General features: G+C 35.1%; 2 protein-coding genes. Both read right to left on the bottom strand.

Annotated elements, in window-relative coordinates:
- Window positions 1–189: 189 nt before the first annotated feature.
- Window positions 190–1,044 (bottom strand): hypothetical protein, encoded by an 855-nt coding sequence (locus BUB92_RS11145; protein WP_073093631.1) that lies wholly within the window; start codon window positions 1,042–1,044, stop codon window positions 190–192.
- 13 nt (window positions 1,045–1,057) lie between these two features.
- Window positions 1,058–1,477 (bottom strand): hypothetical protein (locus tag BUB92_RS11660; RefSeq protein ID WP_159432337.1); only part of this gene is annotated, 420 nt, incomplete at its 5' end.

Raw genomic sequence — 1,477 nt, 5'->3', positions numbered from 1 at the left:
GGTGGATTTAAGGAAGGCTTTTTATGCGGACATGGGGATCAAGCCTGCAAAATAAAGAGTATTGCCATGTAAAGCGGATCTGAATACCAGAATACTTTTTTTCTAACTTAGGGATTCTTATGTTAGGTTCTGGGCTTTGTTTACTGGGGCCAGGCAGTTGAACCTGTTTATTTCGAAAAACATGATTTGCTAAGCTGTCCACCCTGAACCCCACCATGTAGCTGCTATATTAGTTGTTGCGGTTTCTGTTCCGCCGTTCCATAAATAAACCTCAACATTGATTTGTTGACCTGGTTCGCCCATGTATGTTCTGGCGGGTTTATACTTCCATTCATAATTATATTGGTTAGTAAAATCAGGTGTTGGGTAGAAGTCTGGTCCTTTTACTGGCGGGTTTAAATCAATAAATGGAAATCTTGTTTTAAAATCCTTATAATACTTAGCAAATCCTGAAGGATAATCTGATGTTTTATCTAAATTATCTTTAGTAACTAAATACAACCTATGATAAACCCCATTTTGCCTATTAAATAACTCTATATGCCCATCTAATTTTAAATATTTAGCAGTATCTAATACCTCTGGTTTAAAATATTTGAGTAAAAAATCCCGATATAAATATTCTTCTGATACATATGAATCACCGAAATTCCAACCTGGTGTATTTCTTATTTTGTTTCTCATATATGCCAAATATTCTTCGCGATATGAACCATAATCAAAATAATATGTTTCGGATATTTTATTTTTCTTCTCATCATATAAAGTCATGTCATAACCTATTGTGCGATAACCTTTACCGTCCATTGTGCCAGAGCCTATGGTGGATTGGTTGTAGAAGTAGATGTGGTCTACTTTGGTTTGGTCTTTGGTTCTACGAGCTTGTATAATATCTGGATTACTGCCTGTACCCTTTCCTTTATCTATAATTTCTACCCCATCTCTACTTACAGCAATATTTCCTGTGGTAGCTAATACAGTATTAATAGGGAAAATTGATAATATAAAAGCTATCAACACTATTAAAGCTATTTTTTTCTTCATAGATTATTACCTCCTATTTAATAAACCCTTTAAAGCAAGCTAAACTGGCTACAAATTCCTTACCAGTAAAACCTACGGTAACATCCCATATTTGATTACCATTTACTATTACACGATACTCTTCTGCACCTCTACCATTTTCTAAATATAATTTGTCGGATACTACAATGCTTTCTACTTTGGTTATGTTAGGTACTTGTTCATTTATAATTCTTATCTTCATAAAATCTCTTTTAATTGCTTCAGCATATTGAGAGTGGTACTGCGGTTCTATTGTTGACCAGTAACGACCTTCAGTATGATTATAAATACTCCTGATCTTCTGCACCATCTCTGGTGTCAGGTCTGCCTCTGAATAAACCCTTGCCCCATTCTTGGGAGGTTTTGGAGGCTCAACCTGTTTTACCATTTCTAATGCTTTGGCTATATCTGG

The sequence above is a fragment of the Thermosyntropha lipolytica DSM 11003 genome (genome assembly GCF_900129805.1).
GTDB lineage: Bacteria > Bacillota > Syntrophomonadia > Syntrophomonadales > Syntrophomonadaceae > Thermosyntropha > Thermosyntropha lipolytica.
The sequence above is the reverse complement of the archived record's forward strand: the minus strand, read 5'-3'. Positions and strand labels throughout refer to the sequence as shown.